Raw genomic sequence first — 18,432 nt, 5'->3', positions numbered from 1 at the left:
CACCGGCGCCGGCCCGCCACCGTCGGCCTACTTCAGCGCGTACGCCCTGGTGATCGTCTGGCGCTGGCTGTTGCCGCCGGCGTCGGTGATGCTCGACCGCAGCGACACGAACGCCGCACCCACCGGGTGGGCGACGATCGCCCGCCAGCCGTCGCGATCAGGCTGCACCGCCGCCGGCCGCCACGTCGCGCCGTCGTCGTACGACACCTCGACGACCGGCGTCGACACCCGGCCGACCGCGCCGCCCCCGTTGCGCTGCGCGTACACCGGGATCGTGAACACCCGGCCCGCCGGCGCCGCGTTCCGGCCGTCGAGGTTCGGCGCGAACCGCACCGCCAGGAGCGGCAGCACGGCCGGGTCCTCGCCGCTGTGCTCCGACGTGAACGTCCACTCGGCGCTGATCGCGGTGGACAGCCGGGCCGCCGGCCGGGTCGTGGTGGTGCGCAGGGTGTACTGCGCCCGCTCCGGCACGGCGTCGAACCAGCCGCGTCCGCCGTACGGGTGCTCACCGACCAGCTCGCCGTTCCGCAGGAGCGCCGTGGTGCCCGTCGCGCCGAAGTCGGAGTGCATCCGGCCCCGGCCCTGGTCCGCGGCGAGCGACAGCGAGAAGCTGAAGCGGTCGCCGAGGCGGGCGGCGAAGTCGGCCGGGGTGTGCAGGCCGCGCGGCAGCGACGGGCCGAAGACGCCGACGTTCCAGCGTTCCGCGGTCGTGCGGTCGAGCGGGAAGCTCCTCGGCTCGACCTGGTACGCGCTCGACACCGCCTCGCCCGACGCCTCGGTCAGCTCGGTGAACTCGCCGTCCCACGGCACGCCCGGCGTGTAGTACTCGGTCAGCACGCCCGGCAGCCGGACGGGGAGGAACCACTCCCGGAGACCGGTCGTGCCGGGCGTGGCCACCGCGTGCTCCGAGCGCACCTTCGCGAACTGCTGGTCCCGGTAGCGCCACCGCAGCGTCGGCGGCACGGTGCCCTTCTCCGTGTGCCGCACGTGGTACAGGGACGAGCCGGTGAACGACTCGCCGGTCCGCTCGGCCAGGCGCTGCTCCACGGTGAACGTGAACGCGTCGCTGCTGGTGGTGGCCGGTTTCACCGCGCCGAGCTCGGGACCGCCGATGCTCATCAGGTACTGCGTCACCCGGATGCCGCCCCACGCGGTCCTGCGCTCGAACACGACCTTCCCGGTGCCGGGCTTGGCGTTCGGGTTGTCCAGGTCGAAGCCGACCGGCTTGGCCTCGCGCGCGTCGAGGACGAGTTCGACGTCCCGGGTCAGGGCCAGCGCCGGCTCGACGAACTCGGCGGTGCGGAAGTCGCGCAGCTCCGGGATCGGGAGCGCGACGGTGGCGTCGAAGTAGTACTCGCCCTTCGGCAGCCGCATCCGCACCGTGCCGGACGAGTCGTACAGCGGGATCTCCCGGGGGTTGGCGAGGTCGATGAGCCGCGCCGTGTACAGGTCGGTCGGCAGGCCGTCGAAGCCGACGAACTTCAGGGTCACGTCGTAGCTCTCCGGTTCGCGGTTGACCGAGATCGGCGTGCGCACCGACCGCCCGCCGCCGGTGGCCGTGACCAGTCCACTGTGGACGCGTTCGGCCGAGTCGCTTTTCGTGTCCGTCGTGACGGTCGCGGCGGCCTGGCCGCCGGCGGGCACCGTCAGCCGGGCGGGCGCGACCGTGAACGGCGCCCCGCTGGTCGTGAGGTCGAGCGTGACCGGCTCGGCCCCGGTGTTGGTGTAGGTCAGGGTCGTCGCGATCGGCTGGTCGTCGTCGTGCGGCCATTGGGCGATGCCGTTGGTGATGCTCGCCGGCGACGCGGACACCGCGGCCGTGGTGGCGGCGGCGACGTCGACCCGGCCCGCGCCCTGTTCCGCGACCGTCGACGCGTCGTTCGGCCGGGCGCTGCCGACGAGCCCCGCCTTGAGCTGTACCGCGGTCCAGTCGGGGTGCTGCCCGGCGAGGACGGCGGCGGCGCCCGCCACGTGCGGGGTGGCCATCGACGTGCCGGACAGGGCGACGTACCCGTCACCGGCCGGGGTGCCGATGTGGCCGTTCTTCGCCTTGGCCGCGACGATGCCCACGCCCGGAGCCGTGATCTCGGGCTTGACCGCGCCGTCGCGCAGGCGCGGACCGCGGCCGGAGAAGTCGGCGAGCCGGTCGTCCCGGTCGACCGCGCCGACGGTCAGCGCGGCGTCGGCCGCGCCGGGGCTGCCGATCGTCCCGGCGGTCGGGCCGTCGTTGCCCGCGGCGACCACGAACAGCACGCCGGTCTCGGCCGTGATCCGGTCGAGCGCCCGCGACATCGGGTCGGTGCCGTCGCTCGGCGAGGTGCTGCCGAGGCTCAGGTTGACCACGTCGGCGCCGCTGCTCGCGGCCCACTCCATGCCCGCGATGATCCAGGACTCCTGGCCGCTGCCGTAGTCGTTCAGGACCTTCCCGTTGAGCAGCTTGGCGTCCGGCGCCACGCCCCGGTGCCGCGCGCCGTCGCCGGTGATGGTGGAGGCGACGTGCGTGCCGTGCCCCTGCCGGTCGTCGGCGGTGTCGCTGTCGGTGAAGTTCCGCTCGCCCACGACCGCGTCCGCCAGGTCCGGGTGCGTGCCGTCGATCCCGGTGTCCAGCACGGCGACCGTCGTGCCCTGCCCGGTGTGGCCGGCGGCCCACGCGTCCGGCGCGCCGATCCGCGGCACCGACTGGTCGAGGCTCGCGCGGACCGGCCCGTCGAGCCAGACCCGCTCGGCCTGCCGGGCGGTGGCCCAGTAGGCGGGCGACCGCTCGACCGAGACCGCGGCGGCGCCCATGGCCGGCAGCTCGCGGCTGACGCGGGCGCCCGCCGCGCCCGTGGTGGCGCCGGTGTGCTCCACGATCAGCGGCAGCCGGTCCCGTGACGCGTCGTCGTAGCCGGTGCGCGCCAGCTCGGTGACGTCGAACAGCCGCGGGTCGAGCTTCCCCCGTGCCAGCAGGAACGCCGCGTCCTCGGGGATCACGTGGGTGTCGCCGTCCACGTCCGTGCGGATGTGGAACGTGAGGTGTTCGCGGCCCTCGGCCGGACGCACCTTCGCACCGTCCGGGCCGCCGACGGTGACCACGTCCCCGGTCAGCAACGTCACCGTCGGACCCTCGGGTGTGACCGCGCGGGGCGCCGCGACAGCGCCGGGCGCGTTCACCACCGGCACCACCACGCCCGCGGCGACCACCGCGGCGAGCAGAGCACGTCTGTAGATCATCAGCCCTCCAGGTCGGGCACGACGACACCTCGCCGGTCGTCATGTGTGGCTGGTGATCAAACGCGGCAGACCCCCGTTCTGCTGCACGCTCCGCCGATTCAGTCACCCCACCGCAGCGGGATGTCCGTCGGCACGCCCAGGTCGTCGCTCTTCACCAGGTATCTGTCAACGGGTTCCGCCCGCCTTTTCGTCGAATCCCTCGCCGCGACGATGGCCACCCGCGATCATTTCGCGGTATTTCGCGGCGAGGGGTCGACGTCTTCGAGCAAAGGCGCCCGTCAGACCTGGTCCTGTTCGACACCCGGCTTCTGCCCGCCGCCGTGGGCACGGCCCTGCTTGTCCGGCCAGGCGCGCACGAGCGTGAAGAGCTGGTTCAGGTACGGGCCTTCGTTGAGGATCTGCAGCTGGGTGCCGGGGTCCCGACCGGAGCGGTCGCGTGCGGGGAGATCGCCAGCGTGTGGTCACCGGCCGGGCGGATGGTGAACACCTCGCCGAACCCGGCCGGGTTCAACACCCACCTCTTCTCCCACGTGTGCCCCGCCGGCGGCGGGGTCTCGTTGGTCGCGGGCAACCGCACCTCCGCCCTGAAGAGCTGGTACGTCGGATTCGACAACGCGGCGAGGTACAGGCTCGTCTGGTTGTTCTTGATCTTGACCGTGCCGTCGTCCTGCGGTTCGAGGATCCAACTCTCGCCGAGCCAGTTGGCGTCGTCGTGGTCGTCGAAGAGGACGCACGTCCCCTCGCCGCCGGCGTAACCGTGAGGGTTGAGGTGCTGGCCGGTGTACGCGTGGTCGATGTGCACCGCGACACCCTGATACGCCTCCTGGAGGCTTATGCGCTGCGGTGTGGATCGGCGGGTTTCGGTCATTGTCCAGTTCCTTCGTGTGGATTTCGGAGAACCTCGGGTGCGGCCGGAACGGCTCGTCGGACGCGTTCCAGAGTTGCGCGCCGATCTCCGGCCGAAAAGGCTCGCGGCACGTCGTCACTCCGTTGAAGCGCTTTGTCACTCGCGCTTCCGCCATCGCCTCGGGTTTGCTGGAGCCTGGTGACAAGTCGTGCACGGGAGAGCTTTCCGCTCTCATCCGGCGTGCGCGGCGGGGTGCTCACGCAGTCGTCCGATCGTCACCTGTCGGCCGCCGGGGCACGTCCCACGCCGTGCCCGCCACCCGGACCCGCGTCCGCACGTGCCCGTTACGCGATATCCGGCGCGGAACGGGCCACGTGGTTGCTACAGTTCGCCGGCCGGCCGCGGGACTTCGGTGCGACTTCCGGAACCCGCCTCTGAAGCGATGATTCGCTGATCGTGCCCCCATTCCCCGGCCGGCCCCGACTTCCCCGGAGTGTTGACGCATGGACGCCATCGCCGCCGACGACATGCTGCTGTTCATCAACGCTGCCACGACGTCCACGTCGCAGCGCGAGTTCCACGGCGGGGCGGACGAGCAGCGGCTGTCGCTGGACTTCCTGCACGACTACGTGATCGGCAACTACCGCGACCTGTACGCCGCGGCCCTCGCGCTGGACATCAACGACCACAACGCCGCGCTGATCGTCCGCAAGCTGCTGGAGACCACCGGCGACGCCACCGCCGGCCAACGACGGGTCGAGGGCGCGCTGATCGCACGACGGCTGCGCGTGCTGCCGCCGCAGCGCGTGTACGACCTGTTCCGCGCGTTGCGCCGGGCGAAGGTGAACAACCGGCGCACCCGCGCGATCATCCGCGAGTGGGTCGCGGGTCGGCCCGACCCGGCGTTCGACGCCGTGAAGTACCGCACCGGTCTGAAGCGGGCGCTGCGACACGCGCACGTCGCGCCGGACGGCGAACTGGGCCCGTTCCTCTTCACGACCCGCGACCACCGCCGGTACGACACGCCGCTGCTGGAGACGTGGCGGCGGGCGCACTACGAGAAGGCGTCGGTGTACGGGCTGCCGTACACGGTGGCCGAGGGGTTCGCCGCGAAGCACGGGATCGACCGGGCGACGTTCCTCAAGCGCATCGAGCCCCGGATGACCAGGCTGGAACGGCTCCGGGTGCAGGAGTCCGCACGGCGGGGCAACGCCGCGGTGGCGGTCGACCTCGGGCAGATGCCGTTGACGCGCCTGGCGTCCTACGTGCTGTCCCTGCCCGTGGCCGAACGGGCCGAACGGCGTGACGAGCTGACCGGCGCGCTGCGTGCGGCGGCGGTCCGCGCCGCCGGGCGGGCCGCGGGCGGGTGGGGTCGGGTCGCGGCGGTGCTGGACGACAGCTTCTCGGCGTCCGGGTCCGCGCAGAAGCGCCGTCGCCCGTTGGCGGTCGCGCTGGCGTGCCACTACCTGCTGGCGGAGTTGGCGGCCGAGTACGTCCCGCTGTGGACGTCGGGTCGCACCGACGCCCTGCTGGCCTACCCGTTCGGGATGACGCCGCTGGGCGAGCGGGTGCTCGACGCGCTGGAGCACGCGCCGGACCGGCTGCTGATCGTGTCCGACGGCTGGGACAACGCGCCGTACGGGCTCGCGGCGGAGGTGCTGCGGGTGTGGCGGGCGAAGCTCGACCCGGCGCGCCGGGTGGCCGCCGTGCACCTCAACCCGGTGTACGACGCGGCCGACTTCGACGTGAAGCGGCTCGCGCGGGCGGTGCCGACGGTCGGCGTGCGCGACGCGGAGGACGTGCCAGCCCTGGTCGAGTTCGCCCGGTTCATCGAGGGCGGCACCGCCTTCGCCGACCTGCGGGCGCACTTCGACGAGCGGGTGTCCCGGTTCCTGGAGGAGGGGTGACGGTGGAGCTCGACCTGACCGGGCTGACCACGCGTGCGGCGCAGGTGTGGGGAGGTGTCCGGCTCGTGCCGTTGACGCGGGACGAGCCGATCACCGGGCTGCGCCTGCACGCCCGCGCCTACCGGGACGACCCCGGTGTGGTCGAGCTGGACCGGCGCACGCACTACGTGTCCTACATCCCGCACGGTTTCGTGGCCACGTGGACCGACGACGACAGCCCGGTCGCGACGTACGGCACCCAGTTGAAGCGGGACGCCGACGACGCGGGGCCGCCGGAGCACGGCATGAAGCTGCGGTTCCGCCGCCGGATGGCACGCCGGGTCGACCGCAACCGCCTGCGGTTCCTGCCCCTGCACATCGCCGTCGAGGGGTACCTGGCGCTGCACTTCGGCGGCCCCTTGATCGTGTGGGACGAGTGGTCGGAGCACGCGATCCGCCACGGCCTGTCGCCACGCGTGGAGGAGGCGTACTCGGGCGCCGAGGTCGAGGGCCTGGTGGACGCGTTGAAGCACTTCGAGATCCACCCGAGCCAGTGCGGTGTGCTGGTGTACGTGGCCGACGCGTTGGCCGCGGCGTTCGTCGTGCCGCACCCGGACGACTACCGGGCGCTGCACGCCACGCTCGTGCAGGACATGTACGGCGAACTGGTCCACCAGTACGCGACCATGAGGGCGGCCGCGCCCCGGTTCGACGTGCGGCTGACCGACGACGTGGCCTCGTTGGCCGACCTGCGTGCGGCGGCGGCCCGGGAACAGGCGGAGTGGGCCCGTTTCCACGACCTGACGATGGCCGAGGCGCTGCTGGGCGAGACCTACTCGGCGCGCCGCGTGTACCGGATGGGCGACTACACCCTGTCCCGCTTCCTGCCGACGTTCCGGCTCAAGGAGGAGAACCACATCGGCGAACTGATCACCGACCGCGACGGCCGCACGGCGTACCTGAAGACCTTCCGCCTCTCGGAGGCCCAGACCCGCCGGGGCTACCTGCTGAGCAAGCTGGCAGCCCACGACTGGCACCTGGCGACCACCGCGACCGCCCTGGGGATCACCGTGCGGCAGCTGGACGCGCGCCTGCAGAGAGTGGGTCTCGGCGCACTGCTCCGCGAGGACGTCCGGGCCCGCTACCGCGCGGCGTGACCGCCGGGAAGGCCCGGATCAGGGGTCGGCGGTGAGGTCGTCGGAGCGGCCGGCTTCGACGCGCGACCACTGGGCGATGGGGCGTCCGTCGAACCGCGTGACGTGGCCGGAGACGCCGACCCCGGCTCCCCACTGCTGCGGCCAGCCGGGCGGCGATTCCTCCTGCGGCTCCTGGCGTCCCCACACGGTGAGGTCCATGAGCCCGTAGCTGTAGTCCAGCACCTCGACGCCGCGGCGGCTCGTCCAGTACGTCTCGAAGACCCGGTCGCCGTCCCGCACGTAGCACACGATGTGCATCAGGCCGATCTGCTTCCCGGCGAGCAACGTGTCGAGGGAACCCTGCGCCGAGTACCACGGCATCTGCCAGCCCATGAACTCCCGGTAGCGGTAGCTCTCGTCGAACGGTCCCTGGCAGAGGACCGCGTAGGTGATGCCGCGGGAGTGCAGGTAGGACAGCTCCGAGATCTGGGTGTTGTTCCAGGTGCAGCCCTCGCACTGCTGGTCAGCGGGCTTGCCGGGGTACCACATGAAGTAGTAGGTGACGAGCTGCGGCCGTCCCTCGAACGCGTCGAGCAGCGTGACCGGCCCGTCGGGCCCGATCAGCTCGGTGTCCGCGGCCACCTCGACCATCGGGAGCCGCCGGCGCGCCGCGGCGATCGCCACGGCTTCCCGGGTGTGCGCCTTCTCCCGGGCGCGCAGCTCGTTTAGCTCGGCCTGGAACGTGGACCGGTCGACGACCTCGGGCAGGGCCGGTGTTTCGTGGCCGAACGTCGGCCAGCCGAGGCGCAGTGGCTCCTCGCTCATGAGTGTTCCTCTGGTTGTCCCGGGGTTCGAGGACCCGAACGTCAACGAGGCGTGGTGACACTCCGTGTTCGCAGTACGGCGTGGAGTATAGGGGTGGGACGGCGCCGCGGACCACCGCCGCGAGACCGCGCCGTCCCGCCCATCACGGGCCTACGCCCGCCCGGCGACGTTCACCCGACCCGTCGACTCGTCGAGCTGGTCCGCGCCGAACGCGGTGACGTTGACCTCGGACGGCGGTGGGAACCGCGTGACGAAGTCGACCACGACGAGGTGGGTCGGCACGATCGTGATCAGCGCCATGCCGCTGGTCTCCGCGCGCCTGACGCGCGCCCACTCCTCCCACTTCTCGTCGTCGCCGATCATCCGCCGGGACGCGTCGATGTGCTCCTGCGGCACGCCCGGCGTCAGCTCGACGGTGGCGAGCCCGCGCCCGTGGATGGCGATCGGCGCGAAGTCGAACGCCGCCGGCGGCGGGCCGATCAACGCCGAGACCTTGGCGCGGGTCTCGCGCCCCGGCCGGCCGGCGCCGACGTCGAGGGTGAAGGCGACCTGCGGGTTCGCGGTGATCGCCTTGACCTTGTAGGCCAGGTTCGGGGTGGCGAAGAGGAACGCCTGCCCGTTCCAGACGTGGTTGATCGGGACCGAACGGGGAAAGCCGTCCAGGCCGAGGTAGGCGAGTCGAATCGGGATCGGCTCCGCCATGAGGGTCTGTATCACCGGATCGGTGTTCACCATGTCGACGATTTCGCGGTATTCCACGGGTTGTCCCTTCTGTGCAGCGGGTGACCACGACGGGTACCGCGCTGCTCCAGCCGTGTGAGAAGTGGGCGAGTAGGTGACGGAAAGGATGCGAGAGGTTCGGGCCGGCTATTTCCCGGTCGCCCGGAATAGTGCGGGATGATTCGGGCTCGCGCGTGGCGTTCTCGTCCGACTCATCGCGGGCCCTTCGTCACCTCGGACGCCGCAACGGCGTTCGCGTCGGTTCGGCGACATGGCACAGGCTCTGCTGCGAAGCATGTCGGCCGTTCTGCGCACCCGCAGGCGACTTTGCCACGGCCGCTGCGCGCGGTCTTCTTTCAACGTGCCCCGGCGGCAGATATCGGCAGGTGCCCGCGCTTTGGCACGAAGCAATTTCGGAGAGGTGGCGCCGTTCGTGACCGCACTAGCCTGGAGAGAGGTGACAGCTGACTCTTTCAGGTCGATGTCGCAACCTGTCCTGAGTCCGGACGGGTCGGTAATTCCAACCGGAGTGGTAATTCCAACCGGTGAATGCGACGCCCGTCCGGGCCGGGTGGCTGATACCCGCCGGGGGCCGCGCGGCCCCGCGGAGAGTCCATTTCTCGCATCCCTCCATCGCATCGAGGAGCAGTGCAGAATGAGTTTGATCATGTCCCAGTCGAGGCCCGACCTCGTCAGCCGGGCGACGGGCCTGGTGGAAATGATCCGGAAGCACGCCGGGTGGCACGAGGAGCACCGGGAACTGCACCCGGACGTCCTGGACGCGTTGACCGAGAACGAGCTGCTGAAGATGCGGATCCCGGCGCGGTACGGCGGCAGCGTGCCGGACATGCGCACCGTGGTCGACGTGATCGCGGAACTCGCCCGCGGGGACGGCTCCGTCGGCTGGACGTGCGTCTCGTTCACGATGGCTTCCTGGCTGTCCTCACTGGTCCCCGACGCGGCCCAGGACGAGATCTGGGCGGACCCGGACGTCCGGTTCTGCGGGTCCGTCGAGCTGAGCGGCTTCGCCGAGCCGACCGAGGGCGGCTACCTCCTGAACGGCAACTGGCACTTCCAGACCGGCTCGCCGCACGCGACGTGGGTCGCCCACTTCGCCGTGCTGAAGAACCCGGACGGCACGGGTGAGCCGGCGCTCGCCGTCGTCCGACTGGCGGACCTGATCGTCACCGACGACTGGCACACCGCGGGCCTGCGCGGCACCGGCAGCCGGTCGACCGCCGCGAAGGACCTCTTCGTCCCCGAGGGCTGGCTGGTGCGGGTGCTCCCGATGGCGCTCGAGGGCAAGCTGGAGACGAAGCTCAACGCGGAGTACCAGGCCTGGCGGGTCCCGTTCATGCAGATGGCGATCGCGGTCGCCGCCGCGCCGGCGATCGGCATGGCGCGTGCCGCGCTGGAGAACTTCCTCGAGCGGGTGCCGAACCGGAAGATCACCTACACCCACTACGACCGCCAGAGCGAGGCGCCGGTCACGCACCTGCAGCTGGGTGAGGCCATCCAGCTCATCAGCGAGGCCGAGTTCCACCTCTACCGCGTGGTCGACCTGCTGGAGGCCAAGTCCGCGTCCGGTGAGGCGTGGACCGTCGAGGAGAAGGCCGTCGCGCGCATGGACGCGGGCGCGGCCGTCGGCCGGGCCAAGCAGGCGGTGGACCTCCTCGCGGACGGCGCCGGCGCCTCGTCGATCTACTCGCACGTCCCGCTCCAGCGGATCCAGCGGGACATCGGCGTGCTCCAGCGCCACGCGATCATGTACCCGAAGACGAACCTGGAAACCCTCGGCCGCGTGAAGCTCGGTTTGGAGCCGAACACCGACTTCCTGTGACGATCGCGTCGCATCACCCGTTTCCGACCTTGGGCGCCTCCGATCTCAGGAGGCACCCAAGGTTTTTTCGCGCTGCGGTCTGTCAGTTTTTCGCGCGCACACGCCGTCGGCCCGCCACTTGCGCAAGTGGCGGGCCGACGGCGTTCCGGGGCGCTGGGGCGCCGATCAGATGTAATAGGTGTTGGGTTCGAGGCCGCAGAGGATCCGGCCGTAGATCTCGGCGTTCACGTCCGGCGCCATCAACGCGTGGAGGGCGACGGCGTTCAGGTCGTTGACGAACCGCTGGATCGGCACGCTGGTGTAGGCCGAGGAACCGCCGCTGGACCCGGCGAAGATCTCCGCCGCCTCCTTGGACAGCTTCACGGCGGCGCCCTCGTCCGCCCGGATCCGACCGCGTTCCGCCAGGTCCAACGGCTCACCGGACGCGGCCTTGGCGTCCACCGTCGCGGCCAGCCGCTGCGCGTGGAACTCCGCCTCGTCGATCTTCATCATGGCCTCGGCGATCCGCAGGTGGGTCACCGGCGCCTCGGCCTGGCTCGCGTAGTTGGTGTAGGTGACCTTCCGGCCGGGCAGCCGCTCGAAGAAGCTGTCCCGGATCGCCTTCGCCATGCCCGTGACCACGCCGACCGTGGACGCCGTGCCCACGGAGATGAACGGGACCCGGTACATCGGCGTGTCGGCGTTGGCCTTCGAGGCCGACTGGCCGGTGAGGATCGCCGGCGCGGGGAGGATGCGGTCCTGCGGGATGAAGACGTCCTTCGCGGTCGTGCCGACGCTGCCGGTGCCGCGGAAGCCGTTGGTGTGCCAGTTGTCGGTGATCTCCAGCTCCGACATCAGCACCGGGCCCATCACGGGGTACGGGTCACCGTCCGGGTTGAGGAAGATGGCGCCGACCTGCTGGTACTTGCTGCTCAGGGCGCCGCTGATGGAGGGCCACGAGCCGTTCACCACGATGCCGCCGTCCACGGGGACGGCCGTCGCGGTGCCCGGTCCGATGGTCGTGCAGACCTGCACGTCCGGATCGGCGAACACCTCGTCCTGGAGCGCGTCGGGGTACAGCCCGAGGCCCCAGGTGGCGACCCAGGAACAGGCCACCACCCACGCCGCGGAACCGTCGGCCTGGGCGATCGCGTCCGACACGGCCACCATGGCCCGCGCGTCGCTCTCGTACCCGCCGTACCGCTTGGGAATGCGCATCCGGAACACGCCGGTGTCGGTCAGGGCTTTGACGGTGTCCTCGTGCAGCCGTCGGTTCTGCACCGACCATTCGGCATTTGCCCGGAGCACCGGCGCTATCTCGGAAACTCGGTGCACCAGTTCTTCTCGGGACGGGACGACTAAAGTCGACATGTCCGCTCCTTAATGGAGTTTTTTTCAGAGTCTACTGACCAGAGTTCCGGGAAAGATCCTACGGGTGCTTCTTCTAGATTGCCTCGTGGCCTTCGGCCGGGAACTATCGGCGTCGAATGGAATATTTTGCCACGCGCGGTAACCGGTGGTCCGGGCTCGGTACGCCGATGAGGAGAACCGGGGCAGTGGGGAACACTATCGGTCACGAATGGGTTCGCCCGCGCCCGTGACAATGGCACTGAGCGACCGGCCTGACCACCGCCCGTCGGCCGTATTTCGGGCCGTGCGGCGCGGCGGCGAAATACGCGTGAAATGAGGTCAGGCGACGGCGACCGTGACCGCCGCGGTGTGCACGGCGCCGCCGTGGGCGAACTCCAGGAACAGCCGGTACTCGCCGCGGTCGGCGAACGTGGCCTGGAACGTCAGCTCGCCGTCGACCAGCGGCACGCCCAGGGGCTCGACCGGGTGCAGGTGGGTGGCAGACAGCAGCATCGTGTGGAAGCCGGTCATGTGGCCGTAGGCGCCCAGGTGCGGGTCGAGCGCGCGGACCGGGGAGCCGTCCGGGGCGCGGATGGCGAAGCGCAGCCGCTGCGGGCGCAGCGGGGCGGGCTGGTCGGGCTCGTCCACCCGCGTGACGGTGAACCCGGTGGCGGTCACCGCTTCGGCGGCGGGCGCGGGCACCGGGACCAGGGTGGTGTCACCGGGCACGCTGAACGGGACGCCGAGCACCACCGGGTGCCGGGGGTCCCGGGTGTCGAGCGGGACGAACTCGGCGAACATGCGGTACGCGCCGCCGTCGTCCAGCCGGACGTCGACGTGCCACGTGTCGCCGACCAGGGTCGGGTGCAGGTGCTGGAAGACGTGCATGTCGTCGCGGACGACGAAGAAGTGCAGCTGCTTGGTCTGGTTGTCCAGGAAGCGGGTGTGCGGCCGGCCGTCCGGCCCGAGGATGCGGAACGCGACCGGCACGGCCGGGCCGCGGGTGGAGGGCACGGTGACCCGCTCGAACCGGTAGCCGCTCTCGGCCTCCGACAGGCCGTCGCTGTGCGCGGCGGGCGCCAGGTCGGCGGGCGCGGCGAGCTGGTGCGCCGAATGGGCGGGGCCGGGCGGTGACCGGAACAACGCCAGCGCGCCGGCCGCCACGATCGCGACGGCCAGGACGACGAACACCCAGTCGGTGAAGCGCAGCTCGCGCATCGTCACTCCTCACGTCCGGCGGGGCGGCGGCCCCGTGCGCGGCTGCGTGCCGCGCACGGGGGTCACGTCAGAACCGGAGGCTCCAGGCGTCGATGTAGCCGGTGTCGGCGCTGTAGAGGTCCTGCACCCGCAACTTCCAGGTGCCGTTCGCCGCCTCCGCCGAAGCGTTCACCGGGTAGGAGGCGAGGATGTTGTCGGCCGAGTCCGAGCCGGCGCCCTGCAACCGGAACACCGACCCGTCCGGCGCGACGAGGTCGACGGTCAGGTCGCCGCGGTAGGTGTGCTTGATGTCGACGTCGACCACCAGGCTCGCGGGCGCGTTGCCCGCCAGACCCGTCACGGTCACCTCGGACGTCACCGCGGCTCCGGCGTCGGGGATGGCGACGTCGGCGGTGTTCTCGAACTTCCCCACCGGCGGCGGCTCGACGGCGCCGAGGTTCGGCTTGACCACGACCAGCCCCTGCTCGATGCCGTTGACCAGGACGATGCCGCTGGCGAAGTACGGGTAGTTGCTCCACGCGCCGTTGAACCGCGCCGTGTCGGAGGCCGGGTAGATGTCGAAGTACCCGGCCTCGGTCAGCTTCGCCGAGGCGACGTCGCGGACGTCCAGGATGCGCAAGCCCGCCTGGTAGTTGGCCTGGTAGGAGTACCCGCCCTTGATGTACTGGTTGTGGTCGATCGCGGTGGCCGGCGAGTTGTAGGTGCCGGTGTGCACGGGGGAGGACAGCTTCGCCAGGTCCCAGATGTAGGTCTTGGTGCGCTTGTCCGTGCCGCGCGGCTCGTCCAGCTCGTCGTCCAGCAGGAAGTACCGCTGGTCCTCGGTCAGCCAGCCCTGGTGCGAGTACTGCGCGCCGGAGTAGGCGGCGCGGGCGATCTGCACCGGCGCGGACTTCGTGGTCACGTCGACGATGGTCAGCGTGTCCTCGTTGGAGTTGAAGCAGATCTCCTTGCCGCGGTGCGCCTGGTCCGGACCGCGGTAGACGACGCACTGGGTGTCGTGGGTGTAGCCGTCCTGGGACACGCACCCGGCCTGGGTCGGCGACTTCGGCGTGCGGATGTCGACGATGTGCGGCCCGCCGCGGCACGTGTTGGAGCCGATCGCGTAGGCGAAGCCGGTCTCCTCGTTGATGGCGATGTTGTGCGCCGGGCCGAAGCCCTTGTACAGCGCGTCCGCGGTGAACGTCTGCGGCGTCGTGACGGTGCGGAGCCTGGTCAGGTCGAACACCTGCATCCCGTGGCCGCTGATGGCGTCGGCCACGATGAACGCGTGGTCGCGGTACACCTTCATGTCCCGCCAACTGCTGCTGCCGCCGTTGGACGGCAGGTTGCCGAGGTACTTGGGCGAGGTGGGCGTGCTCACGTCGACGAACGCGGTGCCGTTGGTGCGGCCGACGACGGCGTACTCCTTGCCGGAGGACGGGTCGGTCCAGCCCCAGATGTCGTTGCCGTTGCCGCCGCCGATGGAGGCGAGCGGCAGCACGCTGAGCAGGTCGACGTTCTTGCAGGGGTAGATGTCGGCCTTGCCGTTCACGCACGGCACGCCGGCCGCCGTGCCGACCACCGCGTGCCGCTCGGCCGGGAGGTGGTCGGTGAGGAAGGCCCGGACCGCGGCCTGTCCTTCAGGGGTGTCGGGGTCGTGCGCGGAGGCCGCCGTCATCGATAACGCGACCATGGAGGCGATGAGCACCGCCAGCCCCGTCATGCGCAGGATCTTCATCGGAGTCGCACTCCTCCCGGAAATCCCGGACCGCGGACGCGGCCGGGAGCAGGGTTTTCCGATCACCTCCGAAGCTAGAGATGGTGGCGCGCGCCGATAACCCCCCGATCGTCGGCACTCCGGCACTCCGGCACTCCGGCACGGCGGCTCGACGGGCGTGTCGCCGACGCCGGTTCCGGGCCGAGGGCAGTACGGCCGGTGATCGGGGGTTTCGCGGCAGTGGCAGTGGCAGTGGCGGCGGCGTGCGGGCTCAGCGGTCGGCTGTGGTGCGCGCGCCGTCGGCCCACTGGAGCAGGAAGCGCAGCGCTTCCTCGGTTGGCGGGGGCCGCGCACCTGGTGGCTCGCCCACCACTTGCGGAAGTCCGCGTCGCGGACGCTCAGCTCGCCGATCAGCGCGGCCAGGACCCGGTCGCCGGGGGTGCGCCCGGCCTCCATCCGCAGCACCGCGACGCACTCGCGGGCCGCGCGCGGCCAGTCCGCGTAGAGGGCGCGATAGGCGTCGTCGAGGAAGGTGAGCCGGATCAGGTTGCGCTCGGACACGGGCAGCGCGGCGAAATCGGTCAGGAGGGTGGCCGCGCCGCGGTACCAGGCCAGCACGTCCATGCGGCGGTTGAGGACCACGGCGGGGACGTCGTGCATCCCGTCGAGCAGCTGCCGCAGTGCCCTGGGCGAGCATCGACCACCTGGCGTCGTTCGACGCGTTCCACGCCGTCGACCGGATCGCGCCGCGCCCGCTGCTCGTGGTCGCCGGGCGCGAGGCGGTGACGTCCTGGATGGCCGTGGAGGCGTTCCAGCGGGCTCGCGGGCCGAAGGAGCTGCACTGGGTCGAGGGCGCGACCCACGTCGACCTCTACGACCAGGAGCCCCACGTCGGCGCGGCGATCACGAAGCCGGCCGGTTTCTTCGGGAGCAACCTGTAGGCGACGGCGGTTCAGGTCGCCGCCTTGGCGTAGCGGCGGGCCAGGAGGGCGAAGGCGTCCTTCAGCTCGGTCGGCCCGACGACCTCGATGTCGGCGTCGAACCGGCCGATGGCGCCGGCCAGGGCGGGCCACGACCACGAGCCCAGCGTGAGGCGGCAGCGGTTCGGGGTGAGTTCTTCGACCACCCCGTCGTGGACGAACGGTGACACGTCGGCGGCCGGGAGGTCGAGGATCACCTCGCCGAGGCAGGGCCAGCCGCCCGAGCCGTCGGAACCGGAGAACCTGGCGGCGACGAAGGCGGCCACGTCCTCGGCGGGCAGGTCACGCGGGGCGAAGCGGGGGCCGGTGGGCGTGCGCGGGGTGATCCGGTCGGCGCGGAACGTGCGCCAGTCGGCGCGGTCGAGGTCCCAGGCGACCAGGTACCAGCGGCCGCCCCTGGTGACGAGGTGGTGCGGTTCGACCCGGCGTGGTGGGGAGTCGGTCGTCGACGGGGTGGCGTAGTCGAAGCGCAGCACCTCGCGGGCGTGGACGACGGCGCTGATCGCCATCAGCACGCCACTGTCGACGCGCGGCGCGGCGGCGCGTTCGACCGCGGTGACCTGGAAGGTGTCGATGCGGTGGCGCAGCCGTGCGGGCATGACCTGCCGGACGGTGTTCAGCGCCCGTGCCGCGGCCTCCTCGATGCCGGCGCCGGTGGTGGTGGCGATCCGCAGCGCCACGGACAGCGCGACGGCCTGCTCGTCGTCGAACAGGAGCGGGGGCAGTTGCGTGCCGGCGCCGAGCCGGTAGCCGCCGTCCGGGCCCTTGGCGGTCACGATGGGGTAGCCCAGCTCGCGCAGCCGGTCGACGTCACGGCGCACCGTGCGCGGGCTGACCCGCAACCGCTCGGCCAGCAGCGCTCCCGGCCAGTCGCGCCGCGCCTGCAGCAGCGACAGCAGTGACAGCAGTCGTGCTGACGTCTTCGGCATGGTCCTCATTCTGCCGGACAGAAGAGGACACAACCTGGCCACTACCCCTGCGACTGTGGTCTTGCGCCAAGACACCAGGCACCAAGACCCAGGCGCCAAGACATCGAGGAGCGGCCTTGTCCGTCACGACCACCACCCACCTGAACTTCCGCGGTGACGCCCGCGCGGCGCTGGAGTTCTACCGAACCGTGTTCGGCGGCCACCTCGCCGTCGTCACGTACCAGGACGCCGGGAACGTCCAGGAGGAGTCCGCGGCCGACCAGGTGATGTGGGGCCAGGTGCTCGCGGAGAACGGCTTCCACGTGATGGCCTACGACGTGCCCTCGCGGCTGGGCTACGACCAGGGCGAGAACTCGTTCTTCGTCTCCGTGCGCGGCGAGACCGTAGAAGAGGTCACCGCGTACTGGGAGCGGCTGTCCGACGGTGCGACCGTGGTGGTCCCGATGGGCCCGGCGGGCTGGGCTCCGGCCTACGGGATGCTGCGCGACCGGTTCGGCGTCGTGTGGGTCGTCGACGTGGTCAGCGAATACAACGGGTAGCCGCTGCGGGTGGGCGGGCACACTCCCGCCCACCCGTGCCGAGCACGTGACAGGACACGACGAACGGACGGCGGCATGACGGTGCTGGACGCCAGGGCGCTCAACCGCGCGACGCTCGCCCGGCAGTTGCTGCTCGATCGCGCCGACGTGCCGGTGCACGACGCCGTGGCGCACCTGTGCGGCATGCAGGCGCAGGAACCGCAGGAGCCGTTCGTCGGCTTGTGGTCACGGCTGCGCGCCTTCGACCCGGCCGCGCTCGACGACCTGGTGACCGGGCGGCACGTGGTGCGGACCCACCTCATGCGCCGCACCGTCCACCTCGTCACGGCCGACGACGCGCTGGCGTGGCGCGCCCGGCACGCCGCCATGCTGCGTCAACGGGTGCTCGGCGTGTACCGCCGCGAGTTCGAGGGGGTGGACCTCGACGAGCTCGCGGCGGCCGCACGGGCGGTGCTGGCCGACGACGAGCCCCGCACGATGCCGGAAGTCGGCCGGGCCGTCGCCGTGCGCTGGCCGGCCGCCGGACCGCGGGCGCTGGGCGAGATGGCGATCGCCGCCCTCCTGCCGACGGTGCAGCTGCCACCGCGCGGGTTGTGGCGCGCGAAGGCGGGCGCGCGGGTTGTGCTGCTCGAATCGTGGCTGGGACGCGAGATCGACCCGCCCGCTCCGGACGGCGCCGACCCGGTGGGGGAGGAGTTGGTGCTGCGCTACTTGGCGGCGTTCGGTCCCGCCACGGTGGCGGATCTGCGTGGATGGTGCGGTCTCACCGGTCTGCCGGGTGCGGTGGCGGGAATCCGCGAGCGGTTGGTCGCCTTCCGCGACGAGCAGGGCCGGGAGCTGCTGGACCTGCCGGACGCGCCGCGTCCCGACGCCGACGTGCCCGCGCCGGTGCGGTTCCTGCCCGCGTTCGACAACGCGATCCTCGGTTACCACGATCGCGGTCGGATCATCGACCACGCCCATCGCGGTTTGTCGGTTGCCGGGGCGCGGGTCGTGCTGGTCGACGGCCGGGTCGCTGCCACGTGGACGGTCGACGCGGGCGCGGTGGTCGTCACCCCGCTGCGCGAGTTGTCCCGGGCCGAGCGCGACGCCGTTGTGGAGGAGGGGCGGGGATTGGCGTTGTTCCTGTCCGGCGACGACGGGGTTGAGTTTCGTCCGGTGGTCTTGCTCGGGTCCGGCTCGATTTGACATGGGGCCCTTACGGGCACTCCAGGCAGGGTGGATTCCAGTGGTCGTTGCAACACGGATGATCAACCGCTGTCGGTGAGGAGTTT

Annotated in this window: 14 protein-coding genes; 6 read left to right on the top strand and 8 right to left on the bottom strand. The window is 71.3% G+C overall.

The window, feature by feature from the left end:
• Window positions 1-27: 27 nt before the first annotated feature.
• Together ADK67_RS33230 and ADK67_RS33225 are read right to left on the bottom strand one after the other, a co-directional pair.
• Window positions 28-3,213 carry a S8 family serine peptidase gene (locus tag ADK67_RS33230; protein ID WP_053720521.1) on the bottom strand — a complete coding sequence of 1,062 codons (3,186 nt, stop codon included), beginning with the start codon at window positions 3,211-3,213 and terminating at the stop codon, window positions 28-30.
• A gap of 373 nt (window positions 3,214-3,586) precedes the next feature.
• Window positions 3,587-4,015, bottom strand: a complete 429-nt coding sequence (locus ADK67_RS33225) for an RICIN domain-containing protein (RefSeq protein WP_053720520.1) — start codon at window positions 4,013-4,015, stop codon at window positions 3,587-3,589.
• Window positions 4,016-4,563: 548 nt separating this feature from the next.
• On the opposite strand from ADK67_RS33225, the gene ADK67_RS33220 reads away from it, so the two are divergent.
• Together ADK67_RS33220 and ADK67_RS33215 are read left to right on the top strand one after the other, a co-directional pair.
• Window positions 4,564-5,967: a hypothetical protein gene (locus ADK67_RS33220; protein WP_053720519.1), complete on the top strand. Its 1,404-nt coding sequence runs from the start codon at window positions 4,564-4,566 to the stop codon at window positions 5,965-5,967.
• Window positions 5,964-7,103 carry an ARPP-2 domain-containing protein gene (locus tag ADK67_RS33215; protein ID WP_053720518.1) on the top strand — a complete coding sequence of 380 codons (1,140 nt, stop codon included), beginning with the start codon at window positions 5,964-5,966 and terminating at the stop codon, window positions 7,101-7,103. The genes ADK67_RS33220 and ADK67_RS33215 overlap by 4 nt, the downstream gene beginning before the upstream one ends.
• Window positions 7,104-7,121: 18 nt before the next feature.
• On the opposite strand, the gene ADK67_RS33210 is transcribed toward ADK67_RS33215, so the two are convergent.
• Window positions 7,122-7,907 carry a DUF899 family protein gene (locus tag ADK67_RS33210; RefSeq protein ID WP_053720517.1) on the bottom strand — a complete coding sequence of 262 codons (786 nt, stop codon included), beginning with the start codon at window positions 7,905-7,907 and terminating at the stop codon, window positions 7,122-7,124.
• Window positions 7,908-8,057: 150 nt separating this feature from the next.
• Entirely contained in the window at window positions 8,058-8,666 is a 609-nt protein-coding gene (locus tag ADK67_RS33205; RefSeq protein ID WP_053720516.1) for a pyridoxamine 5'-phosphate oxidase family protein, read from the bottom strand.
• Between the two features lie 616 nt (window positions 8,667-9,282).
• Between ADK67_RS33205 and ADK67_RS33200 the strand changes: the two genes are divergently transcribed.
• Entirely contained in the window at window positions 9,283-10,467 is a 1,185-nt protein-coding gene (locus ADK67_RS33200) for an acyl-CoA dehydrogenase family protein (protein ID WP_053720515.1), read from the top strand.
• Window positions 10,468-10,632: 165 nt separating this feature from the next.
• Here the strand turns inward: ADK67_RS33200 and ADK67_RS33195 are convergent, their stop codons facing one another.
• From ADK67_RS33195 to ADK67_RS33185, 3 genes are all read right to left on the bottom strand, one after another.
• Window positions 10,633-11,817 (bottom strand): acyl-CoA dehydrogenase family protein, encoded by a 1,185-nt coding sequence (locus ADK67_RS33195; RefSeq protein WP_053720514.1) that lies wholly within the window; start codon window positions 11,815-11,817, stop codon window positions 10,633-10,635.
• A 318-nt stretch (window positions 11,818-12,135) separates the two neighbouring features.
• Window positions 12,136-13,014 carry a hypothetical protein gene (locus ADK67_RS33190; RefSeq protein ID WP_053720541.1) on the bottom strand — a complete coding sequence of 293 codons (879 nt, stop codon included), beginning with the start codon at window positions 13,012-13,014 and terminating at the stop codon, window positions 12,136-12,138.
• 67 nt (window positions 13,015-13,081) lie between these two features.
• Complete coding sequence (locus ADK67_RS33185) at window positions 13,082-15,370, bottom strand: choice-of-anchor B family protein (RefSeq protein ID WP_269436084.1); 2,289 nt, start codon at window positions 15,368-15,370, stop codon at window positions 13,082-13,084.
• Between the two features lie 20 nt (window positions 15,371-15,390).
• Here ADK67_RS33185 and ADK67_RS33180 point away from each other — a divergent pair, with 20 nt between their 5' ends.
• Complete coding sequence (locus ADK67_RS33180; protein ID WP_053720512.1) at window positions 15,391-15,651, top strand: alpha/beta hydrolase; 261 nt, start codon at window positions 15,391-15,393, stop codon at window positions 15,649-15,651.
• An 11-nt stretch (window positions 15,652-15,662) separates the two neighbouring features.
• Here ADK67_RS33180 and ADK67_RS33175 read toward each other — a convergent pair whose 3' ends face one another.
• Window positions 15,663-16,619, bottom strand: a complete 957-nt coding sequence (locus ADK67_RS33175; RefSeq protein ID WP_053720511.1) for a helix-turn-helix transcriptional regulator — start codon at window positions 16,617-16,619, stop codon at window positions 15,663-15,665.
• A 116-nt stretch (window positions 16,620-16,735) separates the two neighbouring features.
• On the opposite strand from ADK67_RS33175, the gene ADK67_RS33170 reads away from it, so the two are divergent.
• Both ADK67_RS33170 and ADK67_RS33165 read left to right on the top strand, forming a co-directional pair.
• Window positions 16,736-17,158, top strand: a complete 423-nt coding sequence (locus ADK67_RS33170; protein WP_053720510.1) for a VOC family protein — start codon at window positions 16,736-16,738, stop codon at window positions 17,156-17,158.
• A gap of 75 nt (window positions 17,159-17,233) precedes the next feature.
• A complete protein-coding gene (locus ADK67_RS33165; protein ID WP_053720509.1) occupies window positions 17,234-18,346 on the top strand; it encodes a winged helix DNA-binding domain-containing protein in 1,113 nt (370 codons plus the stop codon).
• The last annotated feature ends 86 nt before the right edge of the window (window positions 18,347-18,432 follow it).

The sequence above is a fragment of the Saccharothrix sp. NRRL B-16348 genome (genome assembly GCF_001280085.1).
In the GTDB taxonomy this organism is placed as follows: Bacteria; Actinomycetota; Actinomycetes; order Mycobacteriales; family Pseudonocardiaceae; genus Actinosynnema.
Note: the sequence above shows the minus strand (reverse complement) of the source record. Positions and strands in the feature narration are given on the sequence as shown.

What these genes read in the sequence shown, in the direction of transcription:
- ADK67_RS33230 (WP_053720521.1), bottom strand. Translation starts at nt 3,213, where the DNA reads ATGATCTACAGACGTGCTCTGCTCGCCGCGGTGGTCGCCGCGGGCGTG.
- ADK67_RS33165 (WP_053720509.1), top strand. Translation starts at nt 17,234, where the DNA reads ATGACGGTGCTGGACGCCAGGGCGCTCAACCGCGCGACGCTCGCCCGG.
- ADK67_RS33200 (WP_053720515.1), top strand. Translation starts at nt 9,283, where the DNA reads ATGAGTTTGATCATGTCCCAGTCGAGGCCCGACCTCGTCAGCCGGGCG.
- ADK67_RS33175 (WP_053720511.1), bottom strand. Translation starts at nt 16,619, where the DNA reads ATGCCGAAGACGTCAGCACGACTGCTGTCACTGCTGTCGCTGCTGCAG.
- ADK67_RS33190 (WP_053720541.1), bottom strand. Translation starts at nt 13,014, where the DNA reads ATGCGCGAGCTGCGCTTCACCGACTGGGTGTTCGTCGTCCTGGCCGTC.
- ADK67_RS33210 (WP_053720517.1), bottom strand. Translation starts at nt 7,907, where the DNA reads ATGAGCGAGGAGCCACTGCGCCTCGGCTGGCCGACGTTCGGCCACGAA.
- ADK67_RS33195 (WP_053720514.1), bottom strand. Translation starts at nt 11,817, where the DNA reads ATGTCGACTTTAGTCGTCCCGTCCCGAGAAGAACTGGTGCACCGAGTT.
- ADK67_RS33220 (WP_053720519.1), top strand. Translation starts at nt 4,564, where the DNA reads ATGGACGCCATCGCCGCCGACGACATGCTGCTGTTCATCAACGCTGCC.
- ADK67_RS33185 (WP_269436084.1), bottom strand. Translation starts at nt 15,370, where the DNA reads ATGCACGACGTCCCCGCCGTGGTCCTCAACCGCCGCATGGACGTGCTG.